The 16654-nt window shown below is 44.2% G+C and carries 15 protein-coding genes; 8 read left to right on the top strand and 7 right to left on the bottom strand.

The genetic code is table 11. The annotated features are described in order from the left end of the window. Window positions 1–85: 85 nt before the first annotated feature. Entirely contained in the window at window positions 86–646 is a 561-nt protein-coding gene (locus MiSe_RS19935) for a thermonuclease family protein (RefSeq protein WP_226584125.1), read from the top strand. Here the strand turns inward: MiSe_RS19935 and MiSe_RS19930 are convergent. Continuing rightward, window positions 638–1795 (bottom strand): type III secretion system chaperone family protein, encoded by a 1158-nt coding sequence (locus MiSe_RS19930; RefSeq protein ID WP_226584123.1) that lies wholly within the window; start codon window positions 1793–1795, stop codon window positions 638–640. The two genes, MiSe_RS19935 and MiSe_RS19930, sit on opposite strands and share 9 nt — an antisense overlap. Further along, window positions 1792–2466 (bottom strand): Imm5 family immunity protein, encoded by a 675-nt coding sequence (locus MiSe_RS19925; RefSeq protein WP_226584122.1) that lies wholly within the window; start codon window positions 2464–2466, stop codon window positions 1792–1794. The genes MiSe_RS19930 and MiSe_RS19925 overlap by 4 nt, the downstream gene beginning before the upstream one ends. 158 nt (window positions 2467–2624) lie before the next feature. Here MiSe_RS19925 and MiSe_RS19920 point away from each other — a divergent pair, with 158 nt between their 5' ends. Further along, window positions 2625–3245, top strand: coding sequence for an alpha-ketoglutarate-dependent dioxygenase AlkB (locus MiSe_RS19920; protein WP_226584119.1), 621 nt, complete (start codon window positions 2625–2627; stop codon window positions 3243–3245). 13 nt (window positions 3246–3258) lie between these two features. On the opposite strand, the gene MiSe_RS19915 is transcribed toward MiSe_RS19920, so the two are convergent. From MiSe_RS19915 to MiSe_RS19905, 3 genes are all read right to left on the bottom strand, one after another. Continuing rightward, window positions 3259–3798, bottom strand: a complete 540-nt coding sequence (locus MiSe_RS19915) for a hypothetical protein (RefSeq protein WP_226584117.1) — start codon at window positions 3796–3798, stop codon at window positions 3259–3261. 3 nt (window positions 3799–3801) lie between these two features. Beyond that, window positions 3802–7722, bottom strand: a complete 3921-nt coding sequence (locus MiSe_RS19910) for a Rossmann-like fold-containing protein (protein ID WP_226584115.1) — start codon at window positions 7720–7722, stop codon at window positions 3802–3804. Between the two features lie 407 nt (window positions 7723–8129). Then, window positions 8130–8366 carry a lipopolysaccharide assembly protein LapA domain-containing protein gene (locus tag MiSe_RS19905; RefSeq protein WP_226584112.1) on the bottom strand — a complete coding sequence of 79 codons (237 nt, stop codon included), beginning with the start codon at window positions 8364–8366 and terminating at the stop codon, window positions 8130–8132. 119 nt (window positions 8367–8485) lie between these two features. On the opposite strand from MiSe_RS19905, the gene MiSe_RS52770 reads away from it, so the two are divergent. The 4 genes from MiSe_RS52770 (at window position 8486) to MiSe_RS19885 (ending at window position 11935) form a co-directional block, all read left to right on the top strand. Next, on the top strand, window positions 8486–8575 hold the full coding sequence (locus MiSe_RS52770; protein WP_226584109.1) for a DUF4291 family protein: 90 nt from the start codon (window positions 8486–8488) through the stop codon (window positions 8573–8575). 186 nt (window positions 8576–8761) lie between these two features. After that, complete coding sequence (locus tag MiSe_RS19895; RefSeq protein WP_226584108.1) at window positions 8762–9076, top strand: hypothetical protein; 315 nt, start codon at window positions 8762–8764, stop codon at window positions 9074–9076. Between the two features lie 364 nt (window positions 9077–9440). Then, complete coding sequence (locus MiSe_RS19890; protein WP_226584106.1) at window positions 9441–10463, top strand: hypothetical protein; 1023 nt, start codon at window positions 9441–9443, stop codon at window positions 10461–10463. A 449-nt stretch (window positions 10464–10912) separates the two neighbouring features. After that, window positions 10913–11935 (top strand): hypothetical protein, encoded by a 1023-nt coding sequence (locus MiSe_RS19885; protein ID WP_226584104.1) that lies wholly within the window; start codon window positions 10913–10915, stop codon window positions 11933–11935. A 121-nt stretch (window positions 11936–12056) separates the two neighbouring features. Here MiSe_RS19885 and rsmI read toward each other — a convergent pair whose 3' ends face one another. Then, window positions 12057–12905 carry a 16S rRNA (cytidine(1402)-2'-O)-methyltransferase gene (rsmI, locus tag MiSe_RS19880; RefSeq protein ID WP_226584102.1) on the bottom strand — a complete coding sequence of 283 codons (849 nt, stop codon included), beginning with the start codon at window positions 12903–12905 and terminating at the stop codon, window positions 12057–12059. 65 nt (window positions 12906–12970) lie between these two features. Between rsmI and MiSe_RS19875 the strand changes: the two genes are divergently transcribed. Further along, window positions 12971–13837, top strand: a complete 867-nt coding sequence (locus tag MiSe_RS19875; RefSeq protein ID WP_226584101.1) for a sugar kinase — start codon at window positions 12971–12973, stop codon at window positions 13835–13837. A 94-nt stretch (window positions 13838–13931) separates the two neighbouring features. Then, the gene (locus tag MiSe_RS19870) at window positions 13932–14813 is read left to right on the top strand and encodes a 3'(2'),5'-bisphosphate nucleotidase CysQ family protein (RefSeq protein WP_226584099.1); all 882 of its coding nucleotides are present in this window, start codon (window positions 13932–13934) and stop codon (window positions 14811–14813) included. Window positions 14814–15202: 389 nt separating this feature from the next. Here MiSe_RS19870 and MiSe_RS19865 read toward each other — a convergent pair whose 3' ends face one another. After that, window positions 15203–16648, bottom strand: a complete 1446-nt coding sequence (locus MiSe_RS19865) for a glycosyltransferase family 39 protein (RefSeq protein ID WP_226584097.1) — start codon at window positions 16646–16648, stop codon at window positions 15203–15205. Between the last annotated feature and the right edge of the window lie 6 nt (window positions 16649–16654).

Here is a 16654-nt window from a genome sequence, read left to right as displayed (position 1 = left end):
CAATATAAACTCCCAGAAACCCGGTTTTTTGAAAAAAACCGGGTTTCTTAACCCTGTTGATCTAAAATATTAATCAATGAACCCGATGCATCAAATCACCCGAAAATTGGCGATTTCCCTTGGAGTCGCCTGCCTGATTTTTAGCTTAGTCGGATGCGATCGCTTGTTTGGATCGCCCACCTACTCAGTCAAGCGAGTCAGCGACGGAGATACTATCGTTGTCGTTGATGGCGATAAGAATACCACCGTGCGCTTTGCCTGCGTGGATGCGCCGGAGATTCCCCATACCCAAAAAGAAAAACAAAGCCAAAAAATCCTGGATAAAAATCAATTCAACTGGGGAATCAAAGCTCAAAGTCGAGTGCAGCAGTTGGTGAAAAATGGAGGCGATCGCGTAATTTTAACAGTAACCGATACCGACCAATACGGACGCCAAGTGAGTGAAGTTCGCTTGCCCAACGGCACTTTAATTCAACAAGTTTTGATTCAAGAAGGATTAGCCTTAGTTTATCGTCCCTATTTAAAAAAGTGTCCCAGTGCCGCTATAATTGAGCAAGCAGAAGCTGATGCCAAGAAAAATTTGCGCGGTGTTTGGGGAGATCCGAAGTTTACACCGCCTTGGGAATATCGGCGTAAATCAAAGTGATTCTATTTGATCGATCGCATCCACTGCTTCCACCTCCCCATCAATCACAGACATAATTCCCGGCAAGTATTCATCCATCATCATCACGTTGGTATAAACCAACTGTTTTATCTGAGGAAAAGTCAGCGTCGAACCTTCTACATCAATACTGGTTTTGTAGCGAATTTCACCATTACTAAAGTCTTGTTCAAAATTGCCAATAATCGTGCCAGAATTAGCTCTTGTGATAAATTCTGCTATAGCTAAGCGCTTATTTTCTGGTACGGTAACGGGGCAAATCGAGTAAAAGACAAATTGTGCTTGTTCAGTTCTAGCTTTAGCGTAACAAGTCCACTTACCATTTTTACCTTGAAAAGCCATCCGCAAAACTGGCTCCCCTTTAATTTTAGCAAAAGGCCAGTCATCTTCTGTAAAGAAATTGACAATTGCTGACAAAATATTCTGACTGATGCCAGAAGAACTAGATTCAGCTAATTCTTCAAAAGCCTTGCCCATTGACTCTATTGCTTGAGCAATACTTTCTTCATTGATATTTGATAAAGTCGTATCAACCCACTCTTCAAATCCCTTGGTTACTTCAATCAGCGCCTGAGAAACTGCATCGCTACTCATTGTCTGAAGATTAACTTCAGCCCAATCTTTGAAAAAATTAATGATAGCATCGTTAACTTTGTCGCTATCGATGCTGTCGGCGGTCATTGCCTCTGGACTAAGATAATCCCAGAAGGTGCGATAACCTGTTTGAAGCTGTTTTACCTGCAAAGCTAACCAACTTTCAGTAGATAAAAGTGGATTTTCGGGTTGTTGTTCGCTGAGGGTTTTGAGGTAAGTTGGTACATCAGCGAGGTGGGGGGTGAGGTGTGTTAGTAAATCTGGTTTTAGACTCGCTGTAATTTCGATATTAGATTCACTTTGGAATTCTCCCGCTGTTAGGGAACCGCGCAATTCCGGTTTGAGATTGAATAATGCTTCTGTGTCAATGCGTTGGTAGAGTTCGGGAGTTACTTGAAAGGTGAGACGCGACTCAATGAGGGTGTCGTCAATTTTTGTTAGGGTGAGAGTTACTGCGTGGACACTTAGGGGGGATTGGGAGGAGTCGCGCAGGGTTAATTCGGTGTCGGGTTGGTGAGTTTCGGTATGAGTGGTCATAGATTGACAAATTCTTTTTGTTCTCTCACCGCTTCCCATGCTGCTGGAACAGCTTGTGTTAGCCACCATTCCCAGAATTCCTGACGCTTGGTAGAGTCAGATTTTCCTGATTTTATCTGCCAAACAGGTCCATTGGCGTAGGCACAAGCAGCAAAGAAAGAGGCATCATTACCTTCAGTATCCTGATTATCAGTTAGATTGTAGTCAATGTCATCAGGGTCAAAAATTTCGTCTTCTATAGCGGTATTTAGTGCTTGAGCAGCGGCACATCCGACAGTAAAAGCCATACTAGAATCTTTGTAACCTAACTGTTGCATTTCTTGCCAAAAGCGTTCAGAGTCTTTTTGGGCAACTTCTTTGTTGATGGTTCCAGCTATAACTTGCTCTGCTTCAGCAAGGATATGCTGTGGTGTATCATCATGGGGAAATGTCTGATACCAGATAGGGAGTACGCGACGCACTGTCAGATTAGCTAAAAATGCACGTCTTTGATGACCTAAATTGTCATTATCTGGTTCAAGTGCAGCCCAAATTGCTTGTCGATATCCCAGATTTAGATCGTGCTGAGGATGATGATGCACGGATTCCAAAGCATCTGCTATTAGTTTTTCTAACTCAAAGGTAATTTTTACCAAATCTTCTATCTTTGCTACAACTTCCAGAGCCTTCATAGGTTTGTTTATTTGTCCAGTTGATGAGTTTCGGTATTAGCGTTCATTTCAAGTTATACCTGTACCGATGGAGTTTTTTTGGGGGAGGGGGGAGGGAGTGCGATCGCTAATTGCTGTCGCGAGTTATACTTTTAATACAGTCGATAAAAACTATTCATATGCAAAATAATCGAGACACTGAGCTAACACAAATTCCAGGGATGAAGTATATTCCTGATTATATCACTGAAGATGAACATGACAATTTGCTAGAGATGATTGACCGACAAACATGGTTGGAAGACTTAAAAAGAAGGGTGCAGCATTACGGATATAAATATGATTATAAAAAACGTTCTGTCAACCCATCTATGTATTTGGGAGAACTGCCTGAGTGGCTATTAAGTATAGCCAGGAGACTTTATGATAATAGAATATTGGGAAAAATCCCCGATCAAGTAATTATAAATGAATATCAACCAGGGCAAGGCATAGCTGACCATGTAGATTGTCCACGTTGTTTTGAAAACACGATAATTTCATTAAGCCTAGTGTCTACTTGTATTATGCAATTTTCCCATGTAACAACTCCAGAAAAAATTCCTATTCTGTTATATCCCAGAAGTTTAATTGTGCTACAAGGGCAAGCCAGATATCAATGGAAGCATGGTATTCCGGCTCGCAAAATAGATAAGTATGGATGTAGGGAATTTGTCAGAACGAGAAGGGTATCTATGACGTTTAGAAATATTTCACAGCCACAAAATACCTCCATACGGCAACTTTTCCAGACAAAGTAGCAAACCGATAATCCTACCGTAATAAGGGAGTCGGATCTTCCAGCAATCGTCCTTTTTGGTTGGCTAACTTCTCCAGCCATTCCAGGAACGTTCCACAGTACCAGTGGTATGGTTGATTGTTGATACATCGATAGACACCCCAAGGTCGCTGTTGTGTGGCGTCGAAGGCAAAACCAGTTCCTATCAGGTTGTCTGCCCTCTTATCCCCTTCTTGTAAAGGAAGCGTCAGGTCGGCAAATGTTAACATACCTGCTTCGTCAATGAGTTCACCTTCACCCTTGACAAGATGCAAGCTAACATCATCATCAAATCCATAAATACCTAGAGACATAAAGTCGTTATCTCGATAAAGAAGCAACCCAGCGTAGCATTCGAGAAATTCCACGTAGCTTTGGTCTTTCTTCAAAAATGAATACTTGTCAATAAAGTCCGCTATTTCTGAAGCTAATTGAGGGTTTGGGGAGGTGGGGTGCTTTGGACCTCGACCAGTTTCTACGTTCCCCAACTCGTGAATTCTATCAATCGCCTGGTGGATACTATTGTTGTCTTTCATAAGCTATTTCTTGAAAATATAAGTGATACCTGTTGTCGTGTCTGCTGCGGATACATCTGCGTGGCTCTCCCTATGTTGATAGCCTGGAAATTCTCCAGCGTCAAATCTACGCGGTGTCCCATCCTGAGTCAGACCAGCACTAGCAGCCAGCTCAACGGGTTTAAATCTTTTCAGCCAATACTCTTTGGAAGTTAGAAATACTTTGCCACCAGGCTCCAAAGATTGGGCAGCACTGGCGAAAAAATTTTGGAGCATGGCAACATTGCGTGTCACAGCTGTGGGTCTATCTCCCGGCACGAATGGAAAGTTAAACACGATACCAGTGAATAAACCTTGGCTTGAGTCTATTTTAGTGGCATCGACTCCATGTAAAACTGTAACTCCACTGTTTTTCAAGTTACTAATGTTCTGTTCAGCGCCTTTATACAACTGTTTGACTTGAGTTTCGCTGTCATAAGAGGTCGCGACTATGCCACTACGTTGTGCTGGCTGAACCTGCTTAGCAAGGCTTAATGCAAAACTAAAATCTCCTTCTCCCAAAAGCAAAATCCTTTTTCCTTCGCTGGGGGCGAGATCCTCACCCCTGAGTACGCCCGTTGTCTCTATCTTCTTCGGGTTAACGATACCCTCAATTGCCCAACGTTCCCCATCCGGCACCAGCTCCAGTGATTTTAGCCCATAACGCAGACGGATGGCACTCAGCAATGGTTTGAGAACAAGGGCACCAACGCGCTTGCCCGTGAAACGGTTAACAGCAGACTGTGCAGCAGCCATAGCTCGATCTAGTCGCTCTTGCGGGTTTTGTTCGCCGCCCCCTCTCTGACCTTCACCCCTACCCAACAAATTCTTACCCTTCTCGACGATAAAATTCGCCAACTTATTCATGGCGTTTTCTATCGGCGTCTGAATCTTCTTAATTACATTCTTAATATGCTCGCTAATCCCTCCCAAACCTATCAATCGCGCCAGGAAACTAATCATCACGGGAAGAGAACGCCCCATCGTCTGTTCGACATAATTAGCCGCGCCAGCTACATTCCCCGCCGCGATATTTCCAATCGAATTAAATACCGCTTCTGCTAACGCCGCTATCTGCGAACCCCGCTCGATAAAGAACATGACGGTGTTGTAGATTGCCATCACCGCCTGAATAATTGCCCCCGCTGGATTAAACATGGAAATCAACTTAGTAATCGCAGCGGTAATTACACTGTTCATCACCCATTCTTTAATCCCGCCGATTACCATTTCTTGCAGATTTCCGGCAAATTCTGATATTTTCTGCCAAGCCGCAGCTAACCCACCCGTGACAATTGTCTTGAGAAAATCAAATGCTTTCTCCAGTCGCGATACTTTCTGTTCCCCTATTTTATTGGCTAATTTACCCCGCAATCTTTCATAAGTAGCACCCAAAACTTGCAGGACAATAGAAACAATTCCTTTCAAGTCAAACTGGGCTGGCAGTGTTAAACCAGCACCCGCTAATGCACCAAATAACCAACCTGTCAAGCCATTCTTTAAGTGAGTGGCGACGTTACCAGAAAACTTCTGGAAGCCACCGCGCACCGCCCCGACGAGGTTGCCACAAAAACCCACTGGATCTTTGAGAATACTGGTAAAAACACCGCCCGCTTTACGCAGGATTCCCATTACCTTCGCCCCTGCGCCGCCTGCCATATTCAGGAAGCCTTCAAAGGCGAATTCCATCACCTTTGTACCAGCAGCGACGGCAAAGTTTTTGATGCGTCCAATCGGTTCTATGAAGACGTTTTTAACCTTCTCAAATGCCCCGATTGGATTGAGCGCATCACCTATTCCCAATGAGTTTAAAGCCTTCCCGAACAGTCCTTTAATTGCATCCCAAGTCAGGTTCAGTTTAGCGACTTCCCCATTAAACCAGTCAAATGCTTTCTGTAATGCTCCTGATTGTTGTAAATTGTTAAAAATCTTGTCTCCGTTTGGTACTAAACTGAGCAGACCGCGAACTAGGTTGGTAGCATTGCGCTGGACTGGCGCGTCGCTTATCGGGTCTTTTCCTAATATTAATGTGAGTAAAGGATAGCCTGGAAGTTGTTTGGCAAATCCGGCGATCGCTCCTTTTATTTTATCAATCGGGTTGCCAATTCCCAGAAAGTCTCCCTGGATGCGAGGACTAACAGAAGTCACCGCCAATGACTGACGCTGGATGCTATTTTTATTGTTAAAGGGAGAAGAATTAGTGAATTGCTTGGCTTGAATTGGTTCATCAAGTGTTTCTTCTTGTTCCTCCTCTTGTGGTTTTTGGCGCAGTTCCTTATTCTGGTTCAGGTTGGTATTATAACTGGGTATTTCTTTTGCAGCGATGGTTTCACCTTGCGTTTCCGAGCGGAATTCGCTGCTTTCAAAGTTAAGGGGGGTTGCTTGATTTGAATCATCGACCGCCCGGAAATCAATTTCCGGGCTAATAGCTAAAGTCCGTTGAAACGGACTAGCAATATTATTAATAGTCGGTTTTAACCGACTTGAGCTTAAGCTTTGGGATTTTAATCCCTGGCGGTCTTCTTGAAGAGAAGAAATTTCTTTCGCCTGAAGCGAAACTTGTTCTTCCTCTTGCTGAGGTTGTCGCCGCACTTCTTTATTCATCCGCATCGCTGCACCCTGCTGGATGGTATGCGTCAACTCGTGCGCCGTCAATTCATTCTTACCGGGAGATTTCCCGGCCCCGTAGTAAATATCGCTACCATGAGCAAATGCCTGCGCCCCCAATTCCTTATTCATCTGCACGGCATTCGAGTCGCTATGCACTTTGATCGAGCTAAAATCAGCGCCGAAACGCGGCTCCATGAAACTACGTACATCATTGGGTAAAGGACTACCTCCACCCTTTGAACTGTTGAGACGGCTTTCGATGCTGGAACTCGCCTGGGTACTGCTATCGGGTGAGCGTTGTACGAGCGGGGTGATGGAGTTTACCAGAGGTTGCGTTTGAAGCTGTTCTTGCTCTGCCTCAGTTTGGCGTTGAATCGGTTGTTGTAAGGCTGAGTCTGGCATGGTCATGACTTTCGCTGCCATGTTGTCAGCTTCTTGTTCGTACTTGTCTCCGGGTGCGCCAACGGTTAGTTTGGTTTGAACTGAAGATTCGCATTCACTGCATTTAGCCTGAATTGCCCCATCTGACTGCATTTGGAGAGATTCATTTGTGTCTTCTTTTTGCTTCACCTCTGAGGTTTGTTGACGTTGAATTCCTCCTGGGTAAGTGCTGGAAACTCCCGCTCTTGATGGCGCTTCTATGGAAATATTTCGCCAGTCTAACCTAGAACGGGCGATTTTTGGCTGTTCTGCTTGCCCTGCTGTCGATCTGGTTGAATTGCAAGATTCCTCTGTGCTTTTTTCTTCTGATGCTGCTGAAACCTGACGTTGAATTGTTGGCGCTTCCGCAAGTTGTTCTTCCTCTTGTTGGCGTTGAATTCCTCCTGGGTAGGTGCTTGATTCTACCGCTCTTGGAGGCGCTTCGATGGATATATTTCGCCAATTCAAGCCAGCACGGGCGATTTTTGGCTGTTGTGTTTGCCCTTCTGTTGATATTGTGGGATTGTTGGATGTGGCTAATTCCTGTGCCCTTTTTTCTTCTATTGAGGTTGTTTCTTGACGTTGAATTGAAACCGCCTCTGGTTGCAACTGGATGTCTTGTTGTTGTTCTTTGTCGTCTTGGCGTTGAATTGCACTACGATTAGGTGCTTCTATAGTAATATTTCGCCAGTCTAACCTAGAACGGGGGATTTTTGGCTGTTGCGCTTGCCCTTCTGTCGATATCTTTGAATCGCTTGCACTAGCGTCATATCGTTCATCAGTAAAAGGGCGTTGCCCCAATAGAGGCGAACTTGATTGAGTTGAGTGGGAGGGGGTAGCTGAGTTTTTGGTTTGGGCGTAGGATCTTTCACTCATTGTCTCATTGCTCCAGACATTGCTTTAATTGCACAGGCTGCGTAGCTTTTATCCCTACCCTGATGTCACTCGCCCTATTGGTCGCAATTGCCTGCTAGTGTTTACCCGGCATTATAGCAGTACAATTCCCACAAATGCTTGGTTTCTCTGTAAATTTTAACTACAAATTTTTTGGGGATATAAGACTACCCGCGATCGCTATAACTTTGGTCTAACTTGAAACTTGCGTTCCCAGCGCACATTGGCCTGGTTTATGCCAGAATAAGTTCTATACTTCCGACGGTCATAAACTGACAGCAAAAGTTAGTCAGGGAAAGACAAGCGTTTCTAGCAATCAGCAATTAGCAATCAGCAATTAGCAATGTATAACTGCCGGGTATGAGCGGCAGTTTAGATGAGTTTAAAAATCATTCAGCATCTTCTAATTGGCGATGGGAACGACTGAACACCGGGAGAGCGATCGCTCCCAGCATCACGCCAATACCCGCACTAACCGCCAGCACTACACCTACTGGCATTTGAATCGACTCAAACCCTAGCAACTTCAGGGATACCGGCGTGGCGTTTTGCACCGAGAAGATAGCGATCGCCATCGCCCAAACAGCTAAAATTAGACAAGCAATTAAATTGGCGATACTTTTCATAACTGGTCACACAATAATTAGCAAGTTTCAGCATATCTCTAAGATGACACGAAAAATCTTTGCCTGCTTTGAGCGGTCAGTAATTTTCGTTTACCAAGCTTTCAAGCACTCGATTGCTGATGCAGCACTGCGGGGGAATGACTGGGATTAAACCTTCTTTTGGCTGGATGCTTTATCGTTCTCATTATGCCACCCAGCACAGACAATAACGCATCCTCAAAATTAAACTTTCTCAAACCATACCAACTTCTTTTGCACGAGATTTATTTACAACCGAACAAGATTGGCAACGCGCTTTAACCCAGGGTGAAGTACGCTATCAATCGCACCCGGAGCGGGATTTATGGCTGAGAAAACTTGAGCGTCCCCCTATCTAATTAGGCATTCGCGGCACTGTGGTTCAGCAATATGCGAACAATTGGATTCTCAGTATGGAGGATGTTACCGAATTAGCTGATACAATCCAAGCCTTGCTGGAACAAGGGGAACAAAAAATTTTTTTAGCCCCTGAAGAAAGGGTATATGAATTTAGCCCAGAAATTGAAATAATTTTAGCGATGCCATCCGATTTTACCTGGAAGCGCGATTGCCTACCATCTCCGCAGCACAATCGCCTGCCTTTCCTAGCACACCTTGGCAAAATTACATTTATCTGGTATAATATATTTTCCAAAATTACTCTAGGGGAGATGAGGGGCGAAAAAGATTGATTGGCCAAATGGGCAAATCAATTTTATCAAGGCTTTGTTAAGTTTTTCTTAAGTAACTGAAGCGCAAATCTGCCCTGAGACGTAAGTATATGAGAAAAATACCAAATTTCTATTATAGTTATTAACGATCGTAAACAAAAAGTTTTACATTTCCGCAAAAATACGGCATAATTAAAAATTAAATTATATAAAGCTTGTGTAAACTAGGAAGTCGGTTTGACAGTTTTGTACTAGGTGCGCCCAAGGTCTTTGGCTGAACACAAAGCTGTTTCCAGTCGTCTTAAAGCTCATAAGCGTCAGCATACCTGACCAAAATGGCTTGATTTGCTCGTTTTAAACCACTTTTGACAATTTGGATTGCAAGATGACTCACTCTTTAGCATCAGCAGCGGCTAGCATTCAATCCCAACCAGCAGCAGCTAACCTGCATTCGCTGGCAGTGTTGTGGGCGCGGAAATACTATCTTTCCGTGACTTCCCAGAATGACCAGAAACAGCAAAACGCCGAAAACCTGACGGAAATTAGCTCGAAGCAAGTTCGAAGCAGGACGTCAAACAAACTGATCCAGAATTTGACTTTGGCGAGTGCCAAAGGTTGGGCGCTGACGGAAACGTTGCTATCTAAAGAGATACGACGGCACGGCATCAACCCGGAATTAATTAATCCATTAGAGATTGCGGCAGATATACGGAATTTATATGAAAAAGCGCTGGATGCCTATGCAGAGGGAGTGGCGCCACAACGCTTGTCGGTGATGGTGGGTAAATACTGCGGTCGAGTTCGCAAGAAATATACCAGCAACGATCCGCGGGCGATCGGTTTTGTCAGTATGCAGTTTCACCACACGGGGCAAAAGTTACTCGAATGGCTATCGGGAAGCGAGAAAGAACTATTTGCGCCGTACTTAAAGGTGATGGACGACCACATGTACATGCCGCTGTCTGCTGCTTACGAAGCAGCTGCTAAGCATGAGTTAGATTCTCCTCAATTGCAGGCAGTGCAGTACCTGCTACCGATGAGTACGAAAATAGCCCATTCCGTATGCGATCGCGTAGCTCAGCAGCATCCGGGCTATCATACCTACACCGGCGCGCTGAATTCAGAAATGGTGAGAATCTCCAGCGTCCGCGATGTGGAGATGTTTCAAGTTTACCTGTGCCTGTGCGTTCTGGAATCGAACATCCGCACGGTGCAACAAGAACTGTTTCCCCTCTGCGTGATGTTATATCCCCGCTTGAAGGTCAGCTGGACGCTAGTACAGGAAATGCTGTTATTCATGAGCTGGGAAATGCAGGAACGCTTACCCTTAAAATCTGTCCCCGTGTTTTTACCCTATCTACGTACATTTTCGGAGATGTTTTCTAAAGCCGTATTCCAAAACGAATAACGGTCATGGGTGATGGGTAATTGGTAATTGGCGCTTCTTGGTTCGATCCAAAAGAATCAACTGTATATCTTTTGATATATTGTTGATTTAGAACAGCGAGAGGGAACGGCAAAAGATCGGCTCTCCCTCTCCATCTTGCTTATCCCTTGGTGCGAATAGTCACAAGTACAGCAGTTTAGGCGCGCTCGGAGCGCGAGCCTAAACTGCTGTTGGTCGGCATTATTTTAAATAATTCTTAACAATATTATAAAATTATAAATATTAAATTGTATCTTTCAGTAAAAACACAGCAGACTTTACCTTCAACAGTGAATTAAACTAAAAATTACACTTAAATTATTGAAGGGTTTTGTCTTAAAAGCGAGAGCGCCCTTGTCTAGCCTTGGGGGCGATCCTTTTATTACTTTATCAGCTTATGCATCATTAGTTTTAACCAGTTGGACAAAGCCATGAACCAATCCCTGGAATTTACAGCCGCTACAGTTAAGTCCCAACAGCCGGAAAATCTTCAATCTCTGGCAGTTCTTTGGGCGCGGAAATACTACCTTTCCGTGGCTGCCAATCAAGCTCCGGGTCAACCGCAACCAGAGCAAAATTTAACGAAAACAACATCTATCGAAAGTAGGAAAAAAACAGCGAACAAGCTAATAAAGAATCTAAACTTAGCCAGTGCCAAAGCTTGGTCGCTAACGGAAACCCTGCTAGCTCAGGAGATGCGACGGCACAATATTAACCCAGAATTAATCAATCCGTTAGAGATTGCTGCAGATACGCGCGAACTATTCCACAAAGCTTTAGATGCCTATGCATCAGGGATACCGCCACAACGCTTATCGGTGATGGTAGGCAGAAACTGCGGTCGAGTTCGCCAGAAATATACTAGCGTCGATCCGCGTGCTATCGGCTTTGTCAGTATGCAATTTCACTATACAGGGCAAAAGTTACTGGAGTGGTTAACCCTAGACGAGCAAAAAGTATTTGCGGCGTATTTAAAGGTGATGGACGACCACATGTACATGCCGCTACAGACCGCCTATAAAGCGGCAGCCCAGCATGAGGAAAATTCTCCCATGTTATTGGCAGTGCAGCACCTGCTACCGATCAGCACTAAAATTGCTTGTAAAGTTTGCCAAAGTGTCAGTCGCCAGCATCCGGGCTATCAAAGCTACAGCGGCGCTTTGACTGCGGAAACGGTGATAATCTCTAGTATCCGCGATGTAGAGATGTTTCAAGTTTACCTGTGTCTGTGCGTTTTAGACCGCAGTATCTACTCAGTACAACAGCAATTGTTTCCCCTCTGCGTCATGTTATATCCCTGCTTGAAAGTGAGCTGGACGCTGGTGCAGGAAATGCTATTGTTTATGAGCTGGGAAATTCAGGAGCGCTTGCCGTTACAAGATGTGCCGATATTTCTCCCTTATCTGCGTACTTTTTCAGAAATGTTTTCTAAGGAAGTGTTTCAAAATGAATAATGGTAATGGGTAATGGGTAATGGCGTTACTAGGCTCTGCCGTGGTCACGAGGGTAATGGGGAAGAATAAACTTTCTCGATGACCAATTAGCAATTAGCAATTAGCAATGAGCAATTAGCAATTAGCCATCCCCAATTTCCAAAGCTAATTGATAAATGTGGCGGCGGGATAAAGATGTTAATGCGGCTAATTGGCGGCTAGCTTCACTGCGGGATAGTCCTTGACTGAGCAAATGCTGTAATTCGTTTTTAATGGCGGCATCATTCATCTGGGGTGTTTCTAACAGAGTACCGGCAAGAACGAGGGTAAATTCGCCTTGAGGTTCGCGGGTGGTATAGTGAGCGATCGCATCCTTAATACTCCCCCGCCAAAACTCCTCGTGTAACTTTGTTAACTCCCGTGCCAGAACAATTTGACGGTTTTCTCCTAAAACAGTTGCCAAATCTGGCAAGGTTTGCCTGATGCGGTGTGGCGATTCGTATAAAATAATACTTCTTGATTCTATTTTGAGAGCTTCTAATCGCTGTTTTCGCGGTTGACCTTTTGCTGGCAGAAAGCCTTCAAACACAAAGCGATCCGTGGGTAACCCCGCTGCAGTCAACGCAGTAATTGCCGCCGTGACGCCAGGGATGGGGACTACGCATATGTTAGCTTCTATACAAGCTTTGACCAGTTCGGATCCGGGGTCGGAAATACCTGGCATTCCGGCGTCGGTGACGAGTGCTATAGTTTTGCCCTGACTCAACAGTTCGATTAACTCAGGAATTCGCGCTTTTTGGTTATGTTCGTGGTAACTTATTTGAGGGGTTGTTATCTGAAAATGGTGCAACAGCTTCCCCGTGTGGCGCGTATCTTCTGCGGCGATTAGATCGACCGCTTGTAAAATTCGCACCGCGCGGAAAGTCATATCTTCCAGGTTACCGATCGGCGTCCCGACTAAATATAAAATACCTGGTGTTTGCTCGGGCATAAAATTGGATATTAAGTCTCTTAAATTATATGTTATAAGCTGTAATAATTTAGAAAAATAGGCTTATGGGTAAAAAAGGATTGTTTGTAGGAATGCTGACCTTAGATTTAGTTTATTTAACAGCCAGCTTTCCCAGTCCCAACCAGAAAATTGCAGCGGCTGATTATACAGTATCAGCGGGAGGACCAGCGACAAATGCGGCGGTAACTTTCAGCTACTTAGGAAATGAAGCAATAGTACTGACTGTAGCAGGTAACCATCCAATTAATGGGTTAATTCGCAGGGATTTAGACAATTATAAAGTAGCAATCGCAGACCTAGATCCCACGCGCACAGAACCGCCACCAGTCTCATCAATTATTGTCACCCAAACAACAGGCGATCGCGCAGTAGTTTCCCTCAACGCCACCAAAGCGCAAGTAGGAAGCGATCGCATTCCCCCCAATATTTTACAGGGAGTTGATATAGTACTGATTGACGGACATCAAATCGAAGTCGGGTATGCGATCGCGCAACAAGCCAAAATAAACAACATCCCCATAGTTATCGATGGCGGCAGTTGGAAACCAGGCTTAGAAAACATCTTACCAATCGTAGATTATGCCATTTGTTCCGACAACTTTTATCCCCCCAACTGCCATAACTCAGAAGAAGTCTTGTCCTACTTATTAAACATGGAAATTCCCCACATCGCCATCACCAGAGGAGAAAAACCAATTTTATATCTTTCCCCCACTGAAAAGGGTGAAATAGAAATCCCTCAAATAAACCCCATCGATACCCTGGGTGCAGGAGACATCTTCCACGGTGCATTCTGCCATTACATCTTACAAACCACCTTGCGAGAAACCCTAACAGCAGCAGCAAAAATAGCCTCTTATTCCTGCCAATACTTCGGCACTCGCCGCTGGATGGAACGAGAATTGACTTAAACCTCTCCTTCTTCCTTCGCGCTCTTAGCGTCTTCGCGGTTCAAAATTCCCATAAAATGATCGAAGTAACCTAAAATTAACAAAGGATAGTAAAGTGACAGAATTAAAATCTTTGGGTGAAAACCTATACGAAGGGTTAGAAGAAATACTTGGGATCGCTCGCCAAACAGCATGGGGTGCAGCAGATATCCTCCGCTCCTATTATCGCGGCGAACCCGACACCGGCAACCTAGAAATTCAAGATAAAAAAGATGGCCCAGTAACAGCAGCAGATGTAGCCGCCAACCATTATATCTTAGACAACCTACAAGCCTGTTTTGGCACGCAAGAATTTGGTTATCTCAGCGAAGAAACTCATAAATCCCAGGACGCACAATTAACACAACCATTTGTTTGGATAATCGATCCTTTAGATGGCACGCGAGACTTCATCGATAAAACAGGAGAATACGCAATTCACATTGCATTAGTAGAAGCAGGACGCCCCATTTTAGCAGTCGTTGCATGGCCCGAAGCCGAGAAATTGTATTATGCCACCAAAGGCGGCGGGACATTTGTAGAAACCCGCGACGGTAAAGTAACGCCATTGCAAGTATCCTCCCGCAATGCCATCGAAGAACTTTCCCTCGTCGTCAGTCGCACCCACCGGGACGAACGCTTCAACAAACTATTGCAAAACCTAGCCTGCAAAAATCAAAAATATGTTGGCAGCGTCGGTTGTAAAATTGCCACCATTATCGAACAAAATGCCGACATTTATATTTCGCTTTCCGGCAAATCTGCCCCCAAAGATTGGGATATGGCAGCACCGGAATTAATCTTAACCGAAGCAGGCGGACAATTCACGCACCCCGATGGCAAACCTTTAAAATACAACCAAGGCGACGTGCATCAGTGGGGTTGTTTAATAGCCAGCAACGGTCACTGTCACCAAACACTTTGCGGTCAAGCGCAAGCAATCTTAGCCCAAATATAATCCAAAATTACCCACCTCTTCTTTTGTGTTCCCCTCGTTCCCAGGTTCCCGCTCCCCTCGTTCCCAGGCTCCCGCTCCCCTCGTTCCCAGGCTCCCGCTCCCCTCGTTCCCAGGCTCCCGCTCCCCTCGTTCCCAGGCTCCCGCTCCCCTCGTTCCCAGGCTCCCGCCTGGGAACGAATCTTCGAGGATCTGCCTCGGTTTCTAAATTTAAACAACCGGGTTTCTACTTATCTAACTCAAGTTGCTAGTTATCTCATCCATAGCAGCTAATGGCGTTACTAGGCTCTGCCGTGGTCACGAGGCTAATGGCTAATGTCAGTAAAAATCCTATATTAGCAATTAGCAATTAGCCAGCTTGCAACGCCAAAGTTTATAACTAGCAACTTGCGTTATCTAGTTTCCCGATTAAATTTCTCTTTAAACTTTTCCATCATAAAATACAACCCATAACCAGCTACAATACAAATAATGGGCATAATCGGGTGTCTATAACGGCTGCTACCGCCTTCTGGCCCACCCGTTATGATTACAAAATAGGAAGCTAAAGTTATCAGAATCAAGGCGGGAGTGTTTTTGATAAAAAACTTTGATGGCAGCGCTAGGAAGGTCAAACACCAGTAAATTAACAAATTAACTTGTAAAATTAACCAAGTTATCCTAACTGCCGCCGGTGTGTTATTTAAGTAATAAGACATTCCTGCTAGCCAACCATTCCTAAAAAATTCGGTTTCATAGGCATTTGCTATTTGAGTAAATCCGCCTATTTTGTAGTAATTCAGTATAGTTAAATAAGGCCAAGGCGTCGAGTTAAACAGAATATTTACCATTCCATTTAACCGCAGTTTTAAGTAACTGAAAGGATGAGAAAAAATAATCTTTTTCGCCTCTTCGCGCATATATTTGAGGACGCTGGGGGAACCGTAATCGGGCGCACAAGCACAGATATGAGCTATATTTTTACCCTGAAAAACTTCTGGTGGTAATGCTTTTTGTAATTGTTCGCGCAACATTGCTTGTTGACCGAGGAAATTCGTTCCCGGTTTTGCAGTTAGTACAGCCGCTGCGTGCCAATAATATAAGTTAATTTCGGTGACAGATGAGAAACCTGAATAACCAGCAACAATTTTATTTCTGATATTCCATAGATACATAGAACCCATCGAGAGCGAGAAGAAAAGAAAGCCATGAATTAGGATAGTTTTTTTATTGGAAAACTTAGCGCTCGCAAATACAACCAGAATCAATGTAAACAGAAAAGGCAAGTAATACGCAATCGGTCTGATATACGCAGCAGCAACTAAAATAACTGCTGCTGCTAGCAAGAGGATAAGCGAGCGCTTGTTTAAATAAACCAAAAAGCAATATAAAAATGCCATCAAAAAAGTTGTAAACGCTGTCTCGGTTAAAATCTTTCCCGCATATACAATAGAAAGCGGTTCAAGGGCATAAAGCCAAGCACAAATTATGGCTATTTTATTATTGTTAAATACAAGCAGAGCGATTTTAAAAACTAAATAAACCGTCAAACAACTCAAACCAATTTGCAGCGCCACCATCACTAATTCTAGCCGGTTTGAAATAATACCAGGAATTAATAGCAGCGAATAACCAGGCGCGCGAAATATCTCAGGAAACCCTCCAGTCATGTATCGACCAGAACGAAGTAATTCCTTTGCTGGTACTAGATATGAAGCGGTGTCTCCACCATAGAATATAGCTAATTCTTTCGTAAATATAAATGCTATGAGCGGCAGCAGCAATCTAATTGAAAAAGCAATTAACAATACCCACACAAGGGGATTAACTCTGTTTAGTTGTTTGGCAGCGGCTGTCATAAATGA

It is taken from the genome of Microseira wollei NIES-4236 (assembly GCF_020521235.1).
Classification (GTDB): domain Bacteria; phylum Cyanobacteriota; class Cyanobacteriia; order Cyanobacteriales; family Aerosakkonemataceae; genus Microseira; species Microseira wollei.
The sequence above is the reverse complement of the archived record's forward strand: the minus strand, read 5'-3'. Positions and strand labels throughout refer to the sequence as shown.

Bases quoted from the DNA above. Each gene is read 5' to 3' on its own strand.
- MiSe_RS19935 (WP_226584125.1), top strand. From the start codon at position 86: ATGCATCAAATCACCCGAAAATTGGCGATTTCCCTTGGAGTCGCCTGC.
- MiSe_RS19930 (WP_226584123.1), bottom strand. From the start codon at position 1,795: ATGACCACTCATACCGAAACTCACCAACCCGACACCGAATTAACCCTG.
- MiSe_RS19925 (WP_226584122.1), bottom strand. From the start codon at position 2,466: ATGAAGGCTCTGGAAGTTGTAGCAAAGATAGAAGATTTGGTAAAAATT.
- MiSe_RS19920 (WP_226584119.1), top strand. From the start codon at position 2,625: ATGCAAAATAATCGAGACACTGAGCTAACACAAATTCCAGGGATGAAG.
- MiSe_RS19915 (WP_226584117.1), bottom strand. From the start codon at position 3,798: ATGAAAGACAACAATAGTATCCACCAGGCGATTGATAGAATTCACGAG.
- MiSe_RS19910 (WP_226584115.1), bottom strand. From the start codon at position 7,722: ATGAGTGAAAGATCCTACGCCCAAACCAAAAACTCAGCTACCCCCTCC.
- MiSe_RS19905 (WP_226584112.1), bottom strand. From the start codon at position 8,366: ATGAAAAGTATCGCCAATTTAATTGCTTGTCTAATTTTAGCTGTTTGG.
- MiSe_RS52770 (WP_226584109.1), top strand. From the start codon at position 8,486: ATGCAGCACTGCGGGGGAATGACTGGGATTAAACCTTCTTTTGGCTGG.
- MiSe_RS19890 (WP_226584106.1), top strand. From the start codon at position 9,441: ATGACTCACTCTTTAGCATCAGCAGCGGCTAGCATTCAATCCCAACCA.
- MiSe_RS19885 (WP_226584104.1), top strand. From the start codon at position 10,913: ATGAACCAATCCCTGGAATTTACAGCCGCTACAGTTAAGTCCCAACAG.
- rsmI (WP_226584102.1), bottom strand. From the start codon at position 12,905: ATGCCCGAGCAAACACCAGGTATTTTATATTTAGTCGGGACGCCGATC.
- MiSe_RS19875 (WP_226584101.1), top strand. From the start codon at position 12,971: ATGGGTAAAAAAGGATTGTTTGTAGGAATGCTGACCTTAGATTTAGTT.
- MiSe_RS19865 (WP_226584097.1), bottom strand. From the start codon at position 16,648: ATGACAGCCGCTGCCAAACAACTAAACAGAGTTAATCCCCTTGTGTGG.